This window comes from Pedobacter sp. B4-66, assembly GCF_018492665.1.
Lineage (GTDB): Bacteria > Bacteroidota > Bacteroidia > Sphingobacteriales > Sphingobacteriaceae > Pedobacter.
In genome coordinates this window covers 94,901-113,302 of the sequence record NZ_JAFVME010000017.1, presented here as the reverse complement: position 1 = coordinate 113,302, position 18,402 = coordinate 94,901, and the positions used below count along the sequence as shown (strand labels likewise).

The following is an 18,402-nucleotide window of genomic DNA, read 5'->3' as shown; positions in this document are numbered from 1 at the left end:
AAAACATAAGTTTTTTGGCACTGGTATTATAAAAGCCAAATATTATGATTGATCGTAGTCTTTTCAATGTTGAAGACTTTCTAGTAGATAATACCTTCCAGCTATATTGTGCGGGTACCGATAAACTTTGCATCAGCTACTGGGAAAACTATATTAAAGCACATCCTGAGCAGGAGGCCGTAATTGCAGAAGCTAAACGCCTGTATGTGATACTAAGTGGGAATAAAAAACCACTAAATAAACAGGTAGATCTCTTGAAAAGTAATATTGAACCTCAGCAAGAGGTCAGTATTATCCCTATCCGCAAAAATTATCTGTGGCTAAAAATTGTTGCCGCAATTCTGGTCATAGTCGGCATCGCGGTTGTCTATAAAAATAATCCTAAAGAAACTATCCCAAACGCTAGCTTAATCACTCATTTTAGTACAAAAGGTGGCGAGAAGAAAAAAATCACTTTGCCGGATGGTTCTGTGGTTTTGCTTAATGCAAAAAGTGTATTAACTGTGGATAAGAATTTCAATGATAAAAACAGAGAGGTTAATTTGGTCGGAGAGGCGTTTTTTGATGTTACACACAATAAGAATAAGCCTTTTAAAGTGCATACCGAGGATTTCGATATCAATGTACTTGGTACTTCATTTAATGTGAAAATATATCCGGGAGAGGCAACTTCCGAAACAGTGCTGATTAAAGGCTTAATTGTAATGGAAGGAAAGGGCACCAAAGGGAGCTCTATAACTTTGAGGCCAAGTCAGAAAGTTACTTTTTATAAAAAAATTGAAGAGTTGCCCGATAAAATCAAATCGCAGAAAGCTACTACAGTACATCCGCAAATCGCAATTAATCAATATACTAAAGTTAATGATAGCACCATCATGGAGATGGCCTGGACTGAAAACAGACTGGAAATTTTAGATCAATCTTTTGCTGAAGTTAAGGGTGATTTAGAGAGATGGTTTAATGTAGAGATCGTATTTAAGGATCATGAAGTTGAAAAGTATCACTTTACAGCAACATTTAGGCAAGAAAATATAGAGCAGGCATTAATCGCATTACAAAAAGCAGAACATTTTAAATATGAAATAAAAGGGAATCAAATTACCATATCTAAATAAATTAGAAAGGGACGGTGTTGACGCACCGCCCCAATAATTTTTTTGATATAAGCAAATGGCAGTTTTATGCGCAAACAGATTGCTGCCAAATACTAAAGCAACCAAAAAAACAAAAATATGATTAATTATTACTTACTGCAAGTGCGTCCCCATGTAAGGATGTTCTTAAAATTCATTATTTTAATGAAACTAATCTGTATTATAATTTTTATCACATGTCTCAATGTCTCGGCATCTGTCTTTTCGCAGCAAAAGATATCGTTAGATGTTACAAAGGCGAAGCTGGGCAAGGTTTTGAAAATTATTGAAGAGCAAAGTGATTATCATTTTGTGTACAGTTCGTCAAATGTTCCTATAAACAAGGATATAACATTGTCGGTAAAAAACACTTTAGTTACAGATGTTTTAGCTGTAATATTTAACAACACCAATTTAAATTATTCTGTTTCCGGAGCAGGGCTGATTGTAATCAGTCGAAAAAAGGACGTGAGGGTCAGTGGTATCGTCAAGGACTCGAATGGAGGCCCTTTACCAGGAGCCACCGTTAGAATTAAAGGAACGGGGGCAGGAACTTCAACGGATATAAATGGTAAGTTTTCAATATCGGTACCTCCAAACGCAGTTTTAGTAGTTTCGTTTGCCGGTTTCCAAACAAGGGAAGTGCCTATTGATGGCAAAGCAGATTTACAAATTGTATTAACTGAAGATACCAAGTTGTTAAGCGAAGTTGTAGTAACGGCATTGGGCATTAAAAAAGAGCGTAGGGCGCTAGGCTATTCTGTGTCTCAGGTTCAAGGGGAATCTTTAACACAAGCGAGAGAAAACAATGTAGCCAATGCCTTAGTTGGTAAAGTTGCAGGTTTAGATATTAGTTCAACATCAGGTGGTGCGGGTTCGGCTACAAGTGTCACTATTCGTGGTGTGTCCAGTCTTAGTCAAAATAATCAGCCATTATATGTAATTAATGGCGTGCCAATGGAGAATAAACCGGTTGGCTTAAATAATGTAAATCCAAATGGAAACTCAGGTAGCCAGTGGGATAATGCACCGGATTTGGGGGATGCTGTTGGTAACTTAAATCCTGATGATATAGAAAGTATTTCAGTGTTAAAAGGTGCTGCGGCATCTGCGCTTTATGGCTCAAGAGCTAAAGCAGGAGTTATCCTAATCACCACCAAAAGTGGGAAAGGAAATAGCATTGATTTTAATACCAATTATGTTGTAGAGCAAATAATGGACAGGACCGACTGGCAGTATGTGTATGGACAGGGTGCAAGCGGAATTAAACCGAAAGATGCAGTTACTGCTGCTCAAGCTGGTGGTTCGAGTTGGGGAGCGAAATTAGATGGTAGTAGTGTGCCACAGTTTGATGGTGTCTCGAGACCTTATTCCGCTCAGAAAAACAACATCGAAGATTTTTATCGTAATGGTGGTACCTGGTCAAATACGCTTGCTTTAAATAAAACATTTGAAGGTGGTGCAATCCGCTTTTCAGCAAATGATGTACATAACAATTCTGTGGTTCCAAACTCTGGCCTAAATAGACAATCCTTTAATCTTGTAGGGACTTTCGAACCTGTAAAGCGTTTAACCATAGATGCACGTGCAAATTATATTTTAGAGCAGGCAAAGAACAGACCTATGCTATCGGATGGAGCAGGTAATGCAAACTATAACGTCGCATTTTTGCCAACATCGGTTAGTGTAAATAGCCTTAAGGCAGGTAAAGATGCTGATGGGAATGAGATTCAATATAATAAAGGAAATCCTTTTGCTACTAACCCATGGTTTGCTGCAAATGAGTTTGTAAACAATACCAAGAGAGATAGGTTGATAAGCTCTTTTAATGCCCGTTATACTTTTGACAATGGTTTGTTTTTGCAAGGACGTGTTGGTAGGGATTCTTATAATGATACTTATAAAAATGTAGTGCCTTCGGGAACGGCCTATTATCCGGCAGGAAAGATTGCAGAGCAGAAAACAAAATTTGCTGATGTAAATGCTGATGTGTTATTAGGAAAGTCATTTACTATTCAAGATCAATTTACGGTAACTCCAAATGTTGGAGCTAGTTTTAGAAATACTCAAATCAGTCAGACAACAAATAATGGAACTGATTTTGCAGTTTTCGGGGTTTACAATATCCTTAATGCAAAAAATAAATCGGTTGGAGCCGTCGAGTTTGAATCTGAAACCCATTCTGTGTATGGGACCTTGGAGTTTGCTTATCGTGATATACTTTATTTAACCGGTAGTGGCAGATCTGATTGGTTTTCTACTTTGGCAACCCCAGGAAGGGATAATAAGTTGAGTGTTTTTTATCCATCAATAAGTGGCTCATTTGTGTTCTCAGAATTGCTTAAATCTGAAACATTATCGTTTGGTAAATTAAGAGCAGGTTATGCCATTGTAGGGCAGGCTACAGATCCTTATCAAACATTGTTAACTTACGGTTTTAGAAGTGAAAGTTTAAATGGAAACCCTCTTGCAATTATAAATAACATAAATATTCCGAACTCACAACTGAAAGCTTCAACGGCTTCTGAACTTGAAATAGGAACTGAATTAAGATTTTTTAATGATCGTTTAAACCTTGATGCAACCTGGTATAAAAAACGGTCTAAAAATGAAATCAGTTTTGTGACTACATCAAGTACAACCGGGTATGCCGGAGCGGTGCTTAATTCAGGCGAAATTGAAAATAAGGGGGTGGAAATGTTAATCACAGGAGTTGCAGTTAAAAATGAGAAATTTAGCTGGACCTCATCCCTAAATGGAACATATAATGACAATACAGTACTTTCCCTTGCAAAAGGTGTAACCTTCCAATCATTGGCTACCTCACGTACAGGAGTAGGGTTTTTACAAAATATACCTGGTAAAGCAGCGGCTCAGGTTACAGCTTATGATTATAAATACGATGCTAATGGAGAAATTGTAAAGGGAGCTTTGGGAGCACCTGAAAAAGGAGAGTTAAAAAGCTACGGTTCTGCTTATAACAAATGGTTTGCGGGATGGAATAACGAATTTACATACAATGGTGTAACCCTATCTTTCCTGATTGATGGTAAATGGGGAGGCAAACTTTTCTCAGCAACTGATTACTACGGCTATCTTTTTGGCTTGCATAAAGCTACACTTGAGAACCGGGAAGAATTAGGCGCCACAGCTTCGGACTTTTACAAAGCAACAGCCGAGAATGTATCACATAAATTTGTTCAGGATGCTAGCTTCATCAAATTCAGACAGCTAACACTTGGTTACAATTTCCCTGCAAAAATGTTCAATAATAAAATTAAGAGCTTAAATGTAAGTCTGGTTGGAAGAAATCTATTCATTCTGATGAAGAAAACAGATAACATCGATCCTGAATCAAGCTACAATGCTACTTTTCCAGGATTGGAATTAGGAGGTGTACCACCAGTAAGAACTTTTGGTGTAAACCTAAGTGTTAAGTTTTAATTATTAAAAATCCAGAACAATGAAAACGAATATATCAAATAAATATAGCCTAATGTTACTTGTTGGTATTCTAGTAGGAACCAGCTGTACAAAAGATTTTAAAGACATTAATACCAATCCGATAGCCTACGGCCCTACTAACTTTGATCCGAATTATATTTTAACTACTGCTCAGCTTACTTATACCGGAAGTATCGATTTTGCTTACGATACCTGGAGGGGAAACCTAATTTATTCTGCAACTATGATGCAGGGGCTTTCGAGTGTTGTTAGTTATTGGGCAGGAGATAAATACCTTCTTAATGCAGGTTACACATCAGCTTATTGGGGTAATAATGCAGTTGGTGCATACATAGAGCAGGTAAGACCTATTGTTGATGTGGTACAATTCACAAAAGATAAACCAAAATTTGCTAATGTTCATCAGGTAGCGCGTTTATGGAAAGCACTCATATTTGAACGCATTACGGATCTTTATGGGGATGCACCTTATTCGGAAGCAGGTGTGGGGTTTTATAGTGGAAACCTTGCGCCAAAATACGATAAACAGCAGGCAATTTATATGGATTTGTTGAAGGAAGTAGAGGAGGCAACTAATGCGTTAAAAGTGGATGGAGACAAAGTTACAGGTGACGTTGTTTATCAGGGTAATATAGAAAAATGGAAGCGCTTTGGTAATTCCCTTTTACTACGTATTGCAATGAGGCTAACAAAAGTTGATGAAAATACAGCTAAAGCGTATGCACAAAAGGTTGTGGGGAAAACTATGATCAGTAACGATGATAATGCTTTTGTAAGGCACGATGTTTCAGGCGCCAGAGTTACCCAAAACAGAAATAGCCAGGTTTTAAATGGTGATGGGGGACAAGAACATTATTATGTTAAATGGTCTAAAACATTTATTGATGCTTTAAAAAGCAACAATGACCCTCGTTTGGGTAAAGTTGCAGTAATAAAGTTGTATACAGATGAGGCGAGCAAAATCCAGAACGGAGAATTTAGTGCTAATCCCGCGGTTCAGAAAGGAATGCCTAATGGTAAAGACTTGAGTGGGGTTGCTGATCGCGACATCAGACAAGATGCTTCTTTCACTTCTTTTCCGGAATATTCCTCACCACATCCGGCTATGATAAAAAAGAATGGTTTAACCTTTATTTTGACTTATTCAGAGAGTGAGTTGCTGTTGGCTGAGGCATCTCAAAGATGGGGGATAGGTGGCTCTGCTTCCGATCATTATGCAGAAGGTGTTAAAAAGGCAATCACGTTTCTTGGTCAGTATGATGCGGATTTAACGATTACAGATGGTATTGCTGCCGGTTTTGTTACAGCTCATCCTTATAATCCTGCAAATGGTTTACAGCAAATTAATACTCAATATTGGTTGCATACCATCACAATGCTTGATTTCTATGAAACATGGAGCAATTGGCGCAGAACTGGAGTTCCGAATTTAACTCCAGTTGTATATCCAGGCAATGTAACTGGCGGAACTATTCCGCGTCGTTTCCCTTATCCTGTAGAGGAGGATGTTAGTAATGGAGTTAATTATAAAGAAGCTTCGGCTGCAGTACCAGGAGGAGATAAACTAACGGGTAGAGTGTGGTGGGATAAGCAATAACAATTAGAAACTACTCGTAAATGATTAGACGGCCCTGCAATTTATACTGTAGGGCCGTTTGATTTTATTGAAAAACCTTGTAATAGTAAGGGAATTCACGTAAATTCACGAAGCATTACATCAAACCCAGCTGTTAGTCCTAACAGTTAAAATCTTATAAATAACATGTCAAATATTCACTTGATTATCGAAGAAAGACCAAGTAGCATTGGTAATTTTATGGTAGGCAGACTCTTACCCTTCCGTGAAAAAAGAATGGTGGGGCCGTTTGCTTTTGTAGATCACATGGGGCCAACATGTTTAAGCGATCATGAAAATCTGGATGTTCCTCCTCATCCCCATATTGGACTTTCTACTTTAACTTATCTTTTTGAAGGAGTCATTATACATAAAGATGGTTTGGGCAATGAAACGGAAATTCAACCAGGGCAGGTAAACTGGATGACTGCCGGGAGTGGCATTGTTCATTCTGAAAGAACTCCGGTTTATTTAAGGACTTCTAATAAAATGCTCCATGGTTTGCAGATATGGGTTGCTTTGCCAAAGGTTCTGGAGGAAATGGATCCTGAGTTTTTTCATTTTAACGAAGAGGAAATTCCACGGTGGACAGAAAATGGGATTGATTTTAAACTTATTGCCGGTAATGTGTTTGGCCATTTTTCGCCCGTTCCGGTATATAGTCCGCTTTATTTCTTGGAGTTAAAAGCTACTAAACAGCAGGCGGTTAAAATAGGTAAGGATTTGTTTGGTGAAAGTGCATTGTATATTCTTGAGGGTGGAATTGAAAGTGAAGGACATGTTTTTGAGCCTAAACAGCTATTGGTTGCCAAGGACAGCAAGCTTTGCGAATTTGTAATGCTTGAAAATTCGACTATATACATATTTGGTGGAGAGCCTTTCCCTGAAGAACGTTTTATTTACTGGAATTTTGTAGCGTCAACCCGCGAAAGAATTGAGGAGGCAAAGACAAAATGGATTTCACAATCTTTTGCCCCTGTGCCGGGTGAAACTGATTTTGTTCCATTGCCAGAACAAAGTAGAAATATTAAGAACTAAATATATCGAATGAAGATTTTAGCCTTTGCTGGAAGCAGTAGTCACCAGTCAATTAATCGTAAATTGGTTATTCATACCACTTCTTTTTTTAAGGAGCATGAGGTCACATTGCTGGATCTAAATGATTTTGAGATGCCACTGTTCTCTGTAGATAGAGAAGCAAATGATGGCTATCCGGATAAGGCATATAAACTTATAGATCACATATCGGCAACAGATTTGATTGTACTTTCTTTGGCAGAGCATAACGGCAGTTACAGTACAGCTTTTAAGAATGTAATGGACTGGTGCTCACGTACCAATAGTAAGTTTTTTCAAAGTAAGCCAATGTTGCTAATGAGCACTTCGCCCGGAGGATTTGGAGGTGGTAATGTGATGAATGCTGCAGTAGTCAGACTTCCTAAGTTAGGTGCTCAAGTATTAGCTACCTTTTCATTGCCTTCATTTTATGAGAACTTTGATCAGGAAGCGGGGATTGTAAATCCCGCGCTTCTTGAAGCATATCTTTCAAAAATTAATGAAGTAAAAGCTAAAATGGTTTTATAATTGCCGTTGCATTACCCGTGCCGTTTGTGTGCTGCCGTCGTGGCTCCAGCCCGGAGGATAAAAAATGTATTTCAATTTATCTTTAAATGTAGGGGCTTTTTTAACATCAGCATAGAGTGCAATAAATTCATGGAAAATGATATTTACAGGGCCTACATCCTCAGGTTGCGTGGTTAATCCATACTTTATTTCTTCTTCAGCTATCTCTTCTTGAAATGTTCCAAATATCCGATCCCATAGGATCAAAACCATCCCCATGTTCTTATCCAGGTAGCGCAAATTGCTGGCATGATGGACGCGGTGATGTGAGGGTGTAACAAAAAGATATTCAATTATCGGATGTAGTTTTCCAACAGATTTGGTATGTACAATGTTGCCATAAATCTGAGTAATCAGATAGGCAAACAGAATATCAAAAGCATTAAACCCCATTAGTGCCAAAGGCAAATAGAAGAATACTCTATATAGGGGCTCAAATACTGTAGATCTGAAGCCGGTGGTAAGGTTAAAATGTTCGGAAGAATGATGGGTAACATGCATTGCCCAAAAGAAACGAACATAGTGCCCAGTATAATGCAAGAACCAGTATAAAAAGTCCTGGGCCAGAATTAGTACAATCCAATAAACCAGTGTGTTGGAAATCTGGAATAAACGATAATGAACATAGAAATACTGAAGTAACATAAAGGTTCCGGCTTTTGTAAGGATATTGATAACAAAGGCGCTGGCCATCAGGTACACATTGGTAAGGGTGTCACGTCGTTGATAATATTTTTTATCATGGATGTAACTAAAGTACATTTCAAACAAGGTTAGCAGTATGACGAAGCCAAATAGTGCTCCAACTGTTATACTTTTATCCAAATCTGTCATTTTGGGTCCTTTTCTATAAATTTACGAAATTACTATTGCTTAAAAATCAATACTATATGCATAAATGTTAAGTTTACGCAGTAATGATTAATGAAACAAAATTCCTGAAATTTGTAGAAAAATCTGTCCTTATAGTGTCACAATCAGCGGTTTTGCTGTAAAAAGCTGACTATTATCACCTTCCGGTCAGGTCGATTGTAAATCTATCAAATAAACTGGCTTCTTCATCAATGTTTAAGCCTGATACAGTATAATACTCTCCTTGAATAGTAAAGCTGAAAGGCGTTTTTTCAATACATATTTTTAAAAAACCATGTCTGTTATCACAATAGTTATCCAGTTGAACCTGATTGAATAAATCACTTTTTGTACTGTAATTACTATCGAATGGATCTGCAAGCTGGTGCAATTCGTCGAAACCTCCAGCTCCTGCAACAATGAAAGGGAGTGTTTTTCCGTCTTGATATTGTTTAGTAAAGCGTTGGTAGTTATGTACGTGGCCACTAAAAATGATATCTGGTTTTACGCCTGCTTCTTCAAATGAGCTCTCTAAAAATTCTATCATTGGTTTGCTTGATCCATGATTTGTATCTGCAGAATAAGGGGCATGGTGCATGCAAACGATTATAGCTTTGTCGGAGCGAAACTTGGCTGCATTTTGTAACTCTTTAATAAACCAGTTTTTTTGTTCTTTAGTGATATGACCATATTTTGGAACATTGGTGTGAAGGCCAATTATTGTTGCCAAAGGTGACTCCATTGTCCAAAACACATGTGGCTGAACCTGGCTTTTTCTATTGCTTTGAGTGCCGAAATGAATTGTTTTAGGGCAGGTATTACAAAATGCAGTATAGAATGCCTCGAGGCTTTCATAATGTGAATCACAGTCTGGATTTATATCTGTGTCGTGATTTCCGGCAATGGCATAAATGGGTGCAGGATAGGTTTCGAATGGTTTTAAAAACTGTTCGTCGTACTGCTCTGCTTCTCCATAGTGATATACTATATCACCAAGGTGATATAGGAATGCAGGTTTATCGTGTTCGTTAGCTGCATTTAAGTGTTGTTCAGCCATCTTTTCGGCTACTTGCTTCTGAGCGTCAGCGGATTTTAGTCCACCGGTATCACCAACCATATGAAAAACCATTTTCCCTGGAACAGTTTCACTTAAACGATTTCCGAGGTTTAATCGATAGGGGTAACTACCAGTAGGTTCAGGCAAAGGTTGAAATTTATCAAGGTCATCAACTTGATCTGTTTTAAAAACAGCATTGTAAAGAATCTTTGTGCTGATCATAATCTTAATGTTTGGTGATTACTATAAAATTAAGGTGTCAATATTAAGCCAGCATTAAAAATTGATTATTATGAAAAATGGTAATATAGCTTTATCTGTATTGATTATGATGAATCTATTGTTAAGGGTTTAGGATGTGTTAACATAATGATAATTGTGCATTAAAATGCAGTTAATCTATATTTGTGGTGTGACAACACCCTTATACGTACTTTACGAATTACTGATCAGACTTACAGAGTTAGATCCAATGATTGGCGATTTTCACGCATATAGACAGATCGAAAATGGCGCAATTATCAGAACAAATAATGGCTCATTGAATGTTCCAAAGCATATATTGAAAAAACAATTTTCAAGTCCTTCTGAAGTAACTGAAGCTGATTTAAAACAGTTGGTAAATGAATTTAAATGGAGTACTTAATTGGATGTATATTTGATGGTTAAAATTTTTCAATGCAAACCGAAACATCAAGACTATCCAGGATTGTAGCCATACTTACCCAGCTTCAAACAAGAAGACTTTCTACGGCTACCTATCTTTCTGAGAAATTTAATGTAAGTATTAGAACTATTTACAGAGACATCAGGTGTTTGCAAGATGGTGGAATTCCAATATTTACTCAAGAAGGAAAAGGATATTCTCTTGTTGATGGATATAGTTTGCCACCTATCAGCTTCACAGAAAGTCAGGCAAATGCATTAATCACTGCAGAACAGTTGGTGCTGAGGAATAAGGATACTTCATTTGTTAATGAATATTCGGATGCCGTAACAAAGATAAAATCAGTACTGAAAAGCAACACGAAGGATAATGTAAATCTACTTTCGGAAAGAATTGCAATACGAAATAACATTGAAAGCGACCGTTCAAGTAACAATTTGTCTTCAATTCAACTTGCGCTCACAGGTTTTAAGTTGTTGGAGATTGTTTACGTTGCAGAGGATAATGCAGAAACTTCGAGAGTGTTGGAGCCATTTGCGGTATACAGTACCCAAGATAACTGGCTAATGATTGCATTTTGCAGACTCCGTAATGAATATAGGTCTTTCAGATTAGATAGAATAAAGCATTTGACGGTGCTTACACAGACATTTGACCCGCATAAATTAACTCTGCCTGAATATTTTCAATTGTGTAAAGAAAAATCTAACCCCTGACATACTGTTGTCAAATTGCTGCTCTACTTTTGTGCTAAGAAATCATTAAAGAAGTATTTTTATGGAAAAAGAACAGATTGAGGGCATCTCGCTTATAGGGATAACAGTTAGAACAAGTAATCAAAATGGTGAAGGGGCAAGAGATATTCCTGCGCTTTGGGGTAGATTTTATTCGGAAGGTATAGCCTCAAAAATTCCTAATAAAATTGGAAACGACCTTTACGGTGTGTATACAGATTATGAGGGTGATTACATGAAACCTTACACCACTCTGGTAGGTTGTAGAGTGAATTCTCTTGAAGAGATTCCTGATGGAATGACAGGGCTAACCATTGAAGGTGGAGAATATCTTAAGTTAATTGCTAAGGGTAATTTAATGGATGGAGTGGTATATGAAGGTTGGCAAAAGATCTGGAATACTGACTTGAATAGGTCCTATGTTGCTGATTTTGAGGTGTACGGGGAAAAGACTAAAAATCCTGAGGATGCAGAAGTGGAAATTTATGTTGGAATAAGGTAATTAAGATATTATGGATTAGATGGAAGTTAGGTAATAATCTTTTGTTAAATTTGGTTTAACACTTATATCTTATTCATAAATTCTTAGATAAATGAAAATCAAAAAATCTTTTAGTATTCCATTGACTGCCTGTTCTTTGCTGTTGATGGCATCCTGTAATAGTTCGGAGCCAAAGCAAGAACTGCATTCAGGTATCATCCTGAAAAATATGGATACTACGGTAACTCCTGGAAACAATTTTACAGCCTATGTGAATGGTACCTGGATGAAAAACACCAAAATTCCTTCGGATAAGGCGTCTTATGGAGTAGGAGCTATGGTGAATGATAAGGCACAGGAAGACGTAAAGGCGATAATTGAGAATGCTGCAAAGGGAAATCCTGCAGAAGGTTCAGATGAGCAGAAAATAGGCGACTTTTATGAGTCTTATATGAACATGAAAGTTCGGGACTCTATAGGACTAGCACCTTTAACTGCTGAGTTTAAAAAGATTGATGCGATTGCTTCTGGAAAAGATTTGGCTGCTTATTTTGCTTATGCTAACAAAATAGGGAATATGATTCCTTTCAATGTTAGTGTGGGTGAGGATTTGAAAGATCCAAGGAAGTATATGCTTTATACCTGGCAGGGTGGACTTGGTTTGCCTGATCGCGAATACTATTCGTTAACAGATGCGAAATCTGCTGACATCCGTACTAAGTATGTGGCACATATAGAGAACATGCTGACTCTTGCTGGTGTTCCTGATGCGAAAGCTAAATCTGCTCAGATAATGGCACTTGAAACGCTGATTGCTTCTAAGCAAATGAAAAAGGAAGAAACCAGGAATATGGCTGGACTTTACAATAGCTATCCAATTAAGAGTCTGAGTACATTAACCCCTGATTTTGAATGGAATACATTGCTCACAGAAGCCGGAGTTAAGAATCATGATACTTTGATTGTTACTCAGGTGGCATATACAAAGGATCTAAACGATATTTTGAAAAATACTTCGCTTGATACCTGGAAGAATTATCTTAAATGGAGTGCAGTTACAAGTTCTGCAACTTCTTTAAACACTGCGCTTGATCAGGAAAATTTCAATTTCTACGCTAAAACTTTAAATGGTGTTAAGGAACAGAAGCCACAATGGCGCAGGGCCGTTGATGTAGTTAACGGGAATTTGGGAGAAGTGGTGGGCAAATTGTATGTTGAAAAACATTTCCCACCTGCAGCTAAGGAACGTATGTTAAAACTCGTAGGCAATTTATTGAAAGCTTATGAAGTTAGTATTAAAGAATTGGATTGGATGGGTGCTGAAACTAAAAAGCAAGCACTTGACAAAATAAGCAAGTTCACTCCAAAAATTGGATATCCTGATAAATGGAGAGACTATAGCAAACTGAAAATAGTAAAGAATGATTTGTTTGGTAATGAAAAAAGATCAACCGAATTTGAATATAATCGCACTTTTAATAAGTTAGGCAAGCCTGTTGATCGTACAGAATGGGGTATGACACCACAAACTGTTAATGCATACTATAATCCAAGTATGAATGAGATTGTGTTCCCTGCCGCAATACTTCAACCGCCATTTTTTGATATGACAGCTGATGATGCTGTAAATTATGGAGGTATTGGTGCTGTAATTGGTCATGAAATAGGTCATGGTTTTGATGATCAGGGCAGTACATTTGATGGCACAGGTGCTATGCGTAACTGGTGGACAGCCAAGGATCAAAGTGAATTTAAAAAGAGAACAAATGCTTTAAAGGCGCAATACAGTGAGTTTAAGGTTTTTCCTGACCTTAACGTGAATGGTGATTTTACTCTTGGGGAAAATATTGGTGACCTTGGTGGGTTGAGCATTGCATTAAAGGCGTATAAAGCAAGCTTAAATGGTAAACCTGCACCGGTTATGGATGGATTTACCGGTGAGCAAAGGGTGTTACTTGGATGGGCTCAGGTGTGGTTAAATAAATCTACAGATGAGGCCTTGAGAAATCAGGTAGGTACAGACCCTCATTCGCCTGCTAAGTTTAGGGTTAATGGTGTGGTTAGAAACATTCCGGAGTTTTATACTGCGTTTAATGTAAAACCAACAGATTCCTTGTATCTAGCTCCAGAGAAAAGAGTTAAGATCTGGTAGGTATTTAATCCAGATTGACATTATAAGAAAAGGTCGTATCATTCACGTGATACGACCTTTTCAGTGTAATTGAGTTGCTGTTAAATATTAGATTAATAAAGTTCTTTAACTACTGATATAATTCTCTAGTTGGGATATGGTTTGTTTCTGGTCAGCAATGATGAATTTAACCACATCACCAATAGAAACCATTCCGAGCACCTGGTTGTTCAGCATTACCGGTAGATGTCGGATATGTTTGTCTGTCATGATCTGCATGCATAGGTCTATACTATCGGTAGGTAGTACAGTGATTGGATCAGCAGTCATAACCTCCCCAATTGGAGTTCCTGCAGATGATTTTCCATACAAGATGATCTTGCGGGCATAATCTCTTTCTGTAAATATACCTTGTAATTTTTGACCTTCAAGAATAAGCAACGCACTTACATTCTTTTCCATCATCAATTGAAGCGCCTCTAAAACAGATGAATTTTCTGTAACTGAGAAAATTTGTACAGGTTTAGTATTAAGTATTTGTTGTACTGTTTTCATAAGCGATTAAGAATTAGCTATTTAAATTTAACTAAAAAAAACTAAACCACCATTATCTTGTACAAAAAAAATTATTTCATCAGAGGCAATATTTCTTCTACGTATTTTCTGTCGTTTGCCAATCTTGGAACTTTATGTTGTCCTCCAAGTTTGCCTTTCGATTTAAGCCAGTTGTAGAAAGTATTGTTGGGCGCATTATGTACTGTAGGACGTCTCAATGCCATGTCTTTAAACCTTTTGGCATCATAATCAGAATTAACCTCCCTTAGAGTTTGGTCTAAAACATCGACAAAATGTTCAAAATCATTAGGTTGTTGATCAAACTCAATGATCCATTCATGGCCTCCTACTTCTTCTCCTTTAAAGTAAATAGGGCAGGCGGTATAGTCTTTAAAAACTGCTCCTGTGGCATCGCAGGCTTTGCATATTGCTTGCTCAGCATTGTCGATAATAACCTCTTCACCAAAAGCATTTATGAAATGTTTTGTTCTTCCTGTTATTTTTATTCTGTAGGGAGACAGGCTTGTAAACTGAACAGTATCTCCAATCATGTATCTCCATAGACCACCATTTGTAGAAATAATAATAGCGTAGTTTTTATTTAGTTCTACCTGTTCAAGTGTTAATGTGTCGGGATTTTCATCATCTAACTTTTCGATTGCCAAAAACTCATAGTAAATGCCATAATCAAGCATCAGTAAAAGTTCGTCGGAATTCACTTCGTCCTGGATACCAAAAAAACCTTCAGAAGCATTATAGGTTTCCAGATAATACATATAATCACAAGGAATCAGTTCTTTGAACTGCTCTCTGTAAGGTTTAAAATTTACGGCACCATGAATGTAAAGCTCCAGGTTTGGCCAAACCTCCAATAAGTTAGATTTTCCGGTAATTTCCAAAACCTTTTTAGCTAAAACTATTGTCCAGGTAGGTACTCCAGCAATGTTTGTTACGTTTTCTTTAATGGTGGCCATAGCCATTTTCTCCATTTTCTCTTCGTAATTATCCATTAAAGCAATGGAAATATTTGGTGTGCGGTAGTATTCTGCCCACATTGGCAGGTTTTTAATCAGTACTGCCGAAAGGTCTCCATAGAAAGAGTCTTCGTTAAGCTGATTTATTTGATGGCTCCCGCCTAAAACAAGCCCTTTCCCTGTTAAGATCTGGTTTTCTGGTCTGTTGTTACAAAATATGGAAAGCAGGTCCTTACCTCCTTTAAAATGGCATTCCTGTAGAGATTCCTCCGATACCGGAATAAACTTACTCCTGTCGCTAGTAGTCCCTGATGATTTGGCAAACCATTTGATTTCCGAAGGCCAGAGAATGTTTTGTTCTCCTTTAAGCATTCTTTCTATATATGGCTTTAAAGTGTCGTAATTTTGTATAGGAATACGCTCTTTGAATTGTCTCGGGGTTTCAATAGTACGGTAATCATATTTTTCTCCCCATTCAGTATCTTCAGCACTTGAGATTAGTTTGTGGAACCATTCCTCCTGTACATCATGTGGGTACTTCATAAAAAGCTCTATCTGGTGAACGCGCTTTTTCATATACCAGGTAAAAATTGAATTTACAATTGCCATGCTTTTGTTTAAGTAGTGAATTATAAGTTTTTACTTCGTAATACGAAATTGGAGCCTAAGTATACTCTTCTTACCATTTCATTGGCAGCAAGTACTTCTGGGGTGCCAGATTCAAGAATCTTTCCTTCAAACAGCAAGTATGCTCTGTCTGTGATCGATAAAGTTTCTTGTACATTATGGTCGGTAATTAGAATGCCGATATTTTTTTGTTTTAGTTTAGCTACGATAGATTGAATTTCCTCAACGGCAATTGGATCTACTCCTGCAAATGGTTCATCTAATAAAATGAAGTTTGGACTAGCTGCAAGTGCTCGCGCAATTTCAGTCCTTCTGCGTTCTCCCCCTGAAAGTAGGTCGCCACGGTTCTTGCGCACCTTGTGTAAGCTAAACTCGTTAATCAACTCTTCCAGCTGTTCATGGCGTTCTTCTTTGCTCATTTTAGTCATCTCTAAAATGGCCATGATATTATCCTCAACAGAAAGTTTTCTGAAAACTGAAGCCTCTTGAGCCAAATACCCAATGCCTTTTTGAGCTCTTCGGTACATCGGATCAGTAGTAATATCCTCGTCGTCTAAATATATTGTTCCTTCATTTGGTTTTATTAAGCCTACAATCATATAGAAGGATGTTGTTTTTCCAGCCCCATTTGGGCCTAATAAACCAACAATTTCACCTTGGCTAACACTAAATGAAACGTCATTAACAACAGTACGTTGTTTATATTTTTTTATCAGATTTTCAGCTCTTAATATCATCTAAGTTTATTAGTTATCAATTTCTATCGCTTTAATGTTTAGTTGCAAGCGCCGTTGATCTTTCCATATATTTTCTTCAACTGTATAACATACAGAGAAGGGGCGGTTTGGTTGCAACAGCGACTCGTACTCTGCTAACCCAAATCCAATGCTTTCAAAAATAGTGGAATTTTGTTGTTTTAAATTTAATTTTAAATGTTTTATACCTACAACGTAAGGTTTCCCTGTAATATATACGTTATGTGAAACAAAAACAGGAGCCATATTCAGTGGACCAAATGGAGACATTTGTGCTACAATACGTTGAAATTTACCGTCTATTTGTCTGAAATTGATCTCCGTATCTATATTAATTTCAGGACTTAACAAGTCATCTGTAATGGTTGAAGCTACTATCTTTTCAAAACGATCAGAAAACAATTCGATATTTTCAGGTTTTATAGTTAATCCGGCAGCAAATTTATGCCCCCCAAACTGAACCAATAGATCTTCACAACCAAGCAGTGCCTCATACAAATCGAATCCTGCAACGGATCGGGCAGAGCCGGTAAGTAATCCATTAGAAGCTGTCAGTACAACTGTTGGGCGATAGTATTTCTCAATTAGTCTTGAAGCAACAATACCAATTACGCCCTTATTCCAACTTTCATGATATACTACTGTTGTCCTTTTATTTACGAGAATTTCACATTCTTCAATCAAGGCAAGTGCCTCGGCAGTAATGTTCTGATCGGAGGTTTTGCGCTCCGTGTTTTGAAGATTGATGAATAAACTCTGCTCCTGAGCAAGTGTGTTTTCAGTACAAAGTAACATTTTAACCGCCTCTGATGCATGATCCATTCTTCCGGCAGCATTAATACGGGGGGCTAATGTGAAAACTACATCTGTCAACGTGTAATCCTTATTCTTGCCCGAAATTTCCATTAATGCCTTTAATCCAATGCACGGCTTTGTGTTTAATTTGATTAACCCGTGGTATGCGAGGATTCTGTTTTCATCAATTACAGGGACGATGTCCGCTGCAATACTAACCATTACCAGGTCAATGTATTGCTCATATCTTTCTGCAGGTAGTTGATGTGTTAGACAATAAGCCTGTGCCAATTTAAAGCCAATACCACAACCCGCGAGTTCTTTAAATGGGTAGGGGCAATCATTACGTTTTGGATCTAGTATTGCAATTGCGGCTGGTAGTTCTTCACCGGGCAAATGATGATCGCAAATAATGAAATCTATACCTAAGGTGTTTGCATAAGCAATTTTGTCATTAGATTTTATCCCGCAATCAAGAGCGACGATTAAAGTAAAACCATGTTTTGCTGCATAATCAATCCCTGTCGTCGAAATGCCATAGCCTTCCTTATGTCTATCAGGAATATAATATTCAATATCAGATGTGAATTGATTAAAGAAACTAAATGCAAGGGCAACAGATGTTGTGCCGTCTACATCATAATCTCCATAAATTAATACCTTTTCACCTTTAGCAAGAGCCGTGTCAATTCGTTCAATGGCTTTATCCATGTCCTTCATTAAAAAAGGATCATGTAAAAAAGACATCTGCGGTCTAAAAAAATCGCGTGCAATATCGAAGGAAGAAACGCCTCTTTGAATTAATACTTGCGCTAAGCTGTTATCTATATTTAATTGTTGTGCAAGCAAATCTGTCGTTTCTGTATTGCCCTTTACGGCTTGCACCCATCTTTTTTTCATCTAATACCTGTCTTCTTTTTCTCTACAAAGCTTGCCTG

The 18,402-nt window shown here is 37.5% G+C and carries 15 protein-coding genes; 9 read left to right on the top strand and 6 right to left on the bottom strand.

What is annotated here, in order from left to right; genetic code table 11:
• Window positions 1–44 precede the first annotated feature (44 nt).
• The 5 genes from J1905_RS22375 to J1905_RS22355 all read left to right on the top strand — a co-directional run bounded on the left by J1905_RS22375 (window position 45) and on the right by J1905_RS22355 (window position 7,797).
• Complete coding sequence (locus J1905_RS22375; protein WP_214229430.1) at window positions 45–1,115, top strand: FecR family protein; 1,071 nt, start codon at window positions 45–47, stop codon at window positions 1,113–1,115.
• 183 nt (window positions 1,116–1,298) lie between these two features.
• The gene (locus J1905_RS22370; protein WP_250318170.1) at window positions 1,299–4,577 is read left to right on the top strand and encodes a SusC/RagA family TonB-linked outer membrane protein; all 3,279 of its coding nucleotides are present in this window, start codon (window positions 1,299–1,301) and stop codon (window positions 4,575–4,577) included.
• A 19-nt stretch (window positions 4,578–4,596) separates the two neighbouring features.
• Complete coding sequence (locus tag J1905_RS22365) at window positions 4,597–6,195, top strand: SusD/RagB family nutrient-binding outer membrane lipoprotein (RefSeq protein ID WP_214229429.1); 1,599 nt, start codon at window positions 4,597–4,599, stop codon at window positions 6,193–6,195.
• Between the two features lie 165 nt (window positions 6,196–6,360).
• Complete coding sequence (locus J1905_RS22360) at window positions 6,361–7,251, top strand: pirin family protein (protein WP_214229428.1); 891 nt, start codon at window positions 6,361–6,363, stop codon at window positions 7,249–7,251.
• A gap of 9 nt (window positions 7,252–7,260) precedes the next feature.
• Entirely contained in the window at window positions 7,261–7,797 is a 537-nt protein-coding gene (locus J1905_RS22355) for an NADPH-dependent FMN reductase (RefSeq protein WP_214229427.1), read from the top strand.
• Here J1905_RS22355 and J1905_RS22350 read toward each other — a convergent pair.
• The gene (locus J1905_RS22350) at window positions 7,792–8,670 is read right to left on the bottom strand and encodes a sterol desaturase family protein (protein WP_214229426.1); all 879 of its coding nucleotides are present in this window, start codon (window positions 8,668–8,670) and stop codon (window positions 7,792–7,794) included. The genes J1905_RS22355 and J1905_RS22350 overlap by 6 nt on opposite strands.
• Window positions 8,671–8,845: 175 nt before the next feature.
• Complete coding sequence (locus J1905_RS22345; protein ID WP_214229425.1) at window positions 8,846–9,967, bottom strand: metallophosphoesterase family protein; 1,122 nt, start codon at window positions 9,965–9,967, stop codon at window positions 8,846–8,848.
• 166 nt (window positions 9,968–10,133) lie between these two features.
• Between J1905_RS22345 and J1905_RS22340 the strand changes: the two genes are divergently transcribed.
• The 4 genes from J1905_RS22340 to J1905_RS22325 all read left to right on the top strand — a co-directional run bounded on the left by J1905_RS22340 (window position 10,134) and on the right by J1905_RS22325 (window position 13,779).
• The gene (locus tag J1905_RS22340; protein ID WP_214229424.1) at window positions 10,134–10,391 is read left to right on the top strand and encodes a hypothetical protein; all 258 of its coding nucleotides are present in this window, start codon (window positions 10,134–10,136) and stop codon (window positions 10,389–10,391) included.
• 32 nt (window positions 10,392–10,423) lie between these two features.
• Window positions 10,424–11,128, top strand: coding sequence for a helix-turn-helix transcriptional regulator (locus tag J1905_RS22335; protein WP_214229423.1), 705 nt, complete (start codon window positions 10,424–10,426; stop codon window positions 11,126–11,128).
• A 61-nt stretch (window positions 11,129–11,189) separates the two neighbouring features.
• Entirely contained in the window at window positions 11,190–11,648 is a 459-nt protein-coding gene (locus J1905_RS22330) for a GyrI-like domain-containing protein (RefSeq protein ID WP_214229422.1), read from the top strand.
• 91 nt (window positions 11,649–11,739) lie between these two features.
• Window positions 11,740–13,779 carry a M13 family metallopeptidase gene (locus J1905_RS22325; RefSeq protein WP_214229421.1) on the top strand — a complete coding sequence of 680 codons (2,040 nt, stop codon included), beginning with the start codon at window positions 11,740–11,742 and terminating at the stop codon, window positions 13,777–13,779.
• Window positions 13,780–13,884: 105 nt separating this feature from the next.
• On the opposite strand, the gene J1905_RS22320 is transcribed toward J1905_RS22325, so the two are convergent.
• From J1905_RS22320 to recJ, 4 genes are all read right to left on the bottom strand, one after another.
• Window positions 13,885–14,313, bottom strand: coding sequence for a CBS domain-containing protein (locus J1905_RS22320; protein WP_214229420.1), 429 nt, complete (start codon window positions 14,311–14,313; stop codon window positions 13,885–13,887).
• A 71-nt stretch (window positions 14,314–14,384) separates the two neighbouring features.
• Window positions 14,385–15,896, bottom strand: a complete 1,512-nt coding sequence (locus J1905_RS22315) for a GH3 auxin-responsive promoter family protein (RefSeq protein ID WP_214229419.1) — start codon at window positions 15,894–15,896, stop codon at window positions 14,385–14,387.
• A 20-nt stretch (window positions 15,897–15,916) separates the two neighbouring features.
• Entirely contained in the window at window positions 15,917–16,651 is a 735-nt protein-coding gene (gene lptB / locus J1905_RS22310) for an LPS export ABC transporter ATP-binding protein (protein WP_214229418.1), read from the bottom strand.
• 9 nt (window positions 16,652–16,660) lie between these two features.
• A complete protein-coding gene (gene recJ, locus J1905_RS22305) occupies window positions 16,661–18,364 on the bottom strand; it encodes a single-stranded-DNA-specific exonuclease RecJ (RefSeq protein ID WP_214229417.1) in 1,704 nt (567 codons plus the stop codon).
• Window positions 18,365–18,402: the final 38 nt, after the last annotated feature.